This window comes from Erwinia sp., assembly GCF_031978025.1.
Taxonomy (GTDB): domain Bacteria; phylum Pseudomonadota; class Gammaproteobacteria; order Enterobacterales; family Enterobacteriaceae; genus Erwinia.
In genome coordinates this window covers 260-3759 of sequence record NZ_DALZCD010000352.1, presented here as the reverse complement: position 1 = coordinate 3759, position 3500 = coordinate 260, and the positions used below count along the sequence as shown (strand labels likewise).

Below are 3500 nucleotides of genomic sequence, written 5' to 3'. Positions count from 1 at the left end.
CTAGAGATCTCTTTACTAGATCTTCTATTAGGATCGACGATCTCTGTGGATAACCCTTTTTTCCTGCCCAGGATCATTAGCTTAAGTAGGATCGTTTGCTGTGAAAGATCGGTGATCCTGTCGCGTATAAGCTGGGATCAAAAAGGCATGTTATGCACAGGTTCGATCCGGTACCCCAGTTGTTATTTGGATAACCACCGGTTATTACCGCTGAATCAGCCTGGTTATCCACAACTGATCGCTATTTAAATGGGCAAATCGGGGAGAAATTTACAAAACTTCGTCTGTTTTCCAGGCAGCGATCGCACAAAAGGATGCGATCCGCTGCCCGATCGTCAGCCGATCAGCTTTTTCCAGCCCTCGATCCACACCTCGGCGGGATCTTCAGGGATCTCATGTTCAAGCACGTCAATATCCAGACGTTCGCCAATGCGCTGTGCGCCACAGGCCGTCAATAATTTATCCATTTTATCGATCGCACCGCAGAAAAGATCGTATTCACGATTGCCGATACCCACAGCGCCATAGCGTAGCTGGCTCAGATCCGGACGCTTCTCTTCTATTTCATCAAACAGCGGCTGCAGGTTATCTGGCAAATCGCCAGCGCCATGCGTAGAGGTCACTACCAGCCACGTGCCTTCTATAGAAAGCTCGTCCAGTTCAGGCCCGTGCAGTAACTCAGTAGAAAAGCCTGCTTCTTCCAGCTTCTCGACCAGCAGTTCTGCCACATACTCTGCACTGCCCAGGGTGCTGCCAGTGATTAAAGTTACGTCCGCCATGTGAGATCCCTGTTCGCTAAAGGCGGCTATTGTACGCTGTGATCAGTCTGGGATCTACCTGTGGGTAAGTAAGGTTATTGTTTGTTGGCTACCCGGCTTAGCTGCTGCTGCTTCGCCAGGCCGCGATCGCGCGTTATATGACTTGATGCACGCCCGGGGCGCTGTGTGCAGGGCTGAAGAAATCAGCCCCAGAACGTAATGCCCTGTTTCAGGCAAAAAAAGAAAGCCGATCTTTTGTGGATAATACTGTGCACAGATCAGGGCTTGATCGTCCGCATGATCGGGTTCTGCAGAGAAATCAGCGTCTCGGTTGACTGGATTTCGTCAATGGTCTGGATCTTGTTGATCAATACCTGTTGCAGCGCGTCGATAGAACGACACATCACTTTAATGAAAATGCTGTAGTGGCCGGTGGTGTACCAGGCTTCTACCACTTCATCAAGCGCGTCCAGCTTCGCCAGCGCGGCAGGATAATCCCGGGCGCTTTTTAAAATAATGCCGATAAAACAGCAGACGTCGTAGCCAAGCTGACGAGGATCGATTTCCACACGCGTGCCTTTAATAATGCCTGCCTGCTTCATCTTTTCCACGCGGACGTGGATAGTGCCGGGGCTGACGTTGAACTGCTTGGCCAGCTCGGCGTAGGCGGTACGCGCATTAGCCAGCAGTGCATTCAGGATGCCGCGATCGAGATCGTCGGGTTGCATATTATCGGGCATGGGGGCTCCGTCATTAAGGATTTGATAATTTGTCAGGGGATAATGTGAGGGAAATTGAAAAGACAGGCAATAAAATAGCGGACTTACCTCATCCGCTATGAGAAAACGCCAGAACGGCTATTAACAGCCCGCAGACTTAACGCTTGCGCCAGACGGTTAGCTGCGCAACGGTATGCTGGTATTTACGTGCCGTTTCACGAATAACAAACGGCACATCCTGCGGCGCAGCGATCTCCTCGAAGTCAGCCGCCAGCAGGCGCTGCAATGCCTGGTAAGTGGTCAGCGCCTCGCCGTTTTCGCGAATGCCGCCCAGCCAGTTTTCTTTCGGGGTGTAGTCTTCCAGCCAGGTATAAGGTGAAGAGAGCATCAGCACGCCACCAGCATTAATCATCTTCGTTACGTCCTGCAGGAAACGCTTCGGCTGACGTAGCCTGTCGATCAGGTTAGCCGCCAGCACCAGGTCGTAACCCGCTTTTTGCGGCTTCAGGTTACAGGCATCACCCTGCATAAAATGAATGCGGCTCGCCTGTTCTGCGCCCAGGCCAAACGCTTTCAGCTGCACCTGGCGATACGCCACCAGCTCGCCTTCTTCCTGAATGACGTAACGGAAATCCTCGCCGCTGGTCAGCTGCAGCGCCACATCAATAAAGCGCGCCGAGTAATCCATTCCTACTACTTCATCAAAATAGCGGGCCAGCTCAAAACTGGCGCGACCTGTAGCGCAGCCGATATCCAGCGCCCGACCGCGTTTATCGGTCAGACGGCAGGCAATATCCACCAGCGCTTTTGCATAGTTTTCGGTACCGAAGTAGTCAGGACCGTACTGGAAGTCCAGATATTGAGAAACCATGCTGTCGGTTTCGTACGGATTCAGCATTTTCTTTTCCTGATGATGGGAGACGACATAGCGGAAGCCCGCGTGCTGGAAAAAGTGACGGCGGAAAGCATAGCGGGAAGATTTTATTGCTTCGTTGCCGGTGGAAATCCAGCTGCCACCTTTAATTAACGCGTGTTTGCCATCGAAGGTCGGCGTCGAAAAGTCGTCGTAGAGTGGATGGACCTTAAAGCCTTCCAGCCCGGTAATGGGCGTGGTGGTCCACTGCCAGACGTTGCCCACTACATCGTAAAATTCACCCTGGGCAAAGCGATCCACCGGGCAGGAAGAAGCCCACCACGAAAGATTAATATTGCCCGGTGCCTGCTGCCAGCGATCGCCTTCAACCTGCTTGCGCAACAGCAGCCATTCGGTCTCGCTGGGCAACTGCACGGACTGACCGGTTTCTTCGGCTTTCCAGCGGCAAAAGGCTGCTGCCTCCAGCTGGTTGATTTCTACCGGCCAGTCCCACGGCATATCCACCTCTTCGGTCATCAGACGCAGCCGTAACCGATCGGGATCGTCAGGCGATCCTACCCAGAAAGATGGCATTGCTGCCTGCGCAAAGGTACGCCAGCCCAGGCCTTCTTCATCCCACCAGCGATCGTCCCGGTAGCCGCCCGCCATGACGAATTCAAAGAACTCTGCGTTGCTTGTCAGCATCTGGCTGGCTTTAAAAGGCTTCACCTCGGTAGTCAGCGTGCCATATTCATTGTCCCAACCATAAGTATCATCGGTTTTGCCCTGCGTGACGCGCGCACCTGCGACGTCAATCAGCTTATTAATCGGGGCGGCGTGACGATCGTGGCGGGCAACGGGACAGGCTGGCCAGTGTGGCTGAGGGGTAACCCAGGCGATCGGCAGCTGGCGGATCAGCACGCTGGAGGTTTCCAGATGGATTCGTTCATGCTCAATCCCCATCAGGATCACCCAGGCCGGGCTGTCCCAGCCGATCGGTAGCGTGAGCGGCATCTCTTTAATTACATTTTCGACAAGAGTACGTACCTTGCCGCGATAGTCGCGCAGCTCGGCAAGCGTTGGCCACGCGTAGTGGCTGTTATCCAGATCGTCCCAGCTCATCTCATCCACGCCAATAGCCATCATCGCTTCGATATGATCGTCCACGCG

Annotated in this window: 3 protein-coding genes; all 3 read right to left on the bottom strand. The window is 53.7% G+C overall.

From position 1 onward, the window contains the following. Window positions 1-335: 335 nt before the first annotated feature. Window positions 336-779, bottom strand: coding sequence for an FMN-binding protein MioC (gene mioC, locus RTK32_RS20020; RefSeq protein WP_312047014.1), 444 nt, complete (start codon window positions 777-779; stop codon window positions 336-338). Window positions 780-1036: 257 nt separating this feature from the next. Then, window positions 1037-1498 (bottom strand): transcriptional regulator AsnC, encoded by a 462-nt coding sequence (gene asnC, locus RTK32_RS20015; RefSeq protein ID WP_312047012.1) that lies wholly within the window; start codon window positions 1496-1498, stop codon window positions 1037-1039. A gap of 136 nt (window positions 1499-1634) precedes the next feature. Beyond that, on the bottom strand, window positions 1635-3500 hold a 1866-nt coding region (ovoA, locus tag RTK32_RS20010), incomplete at its 5' end, for a 5-histidylcysteine sulfoxide synthase (RefSeq protein WP_312047010.1).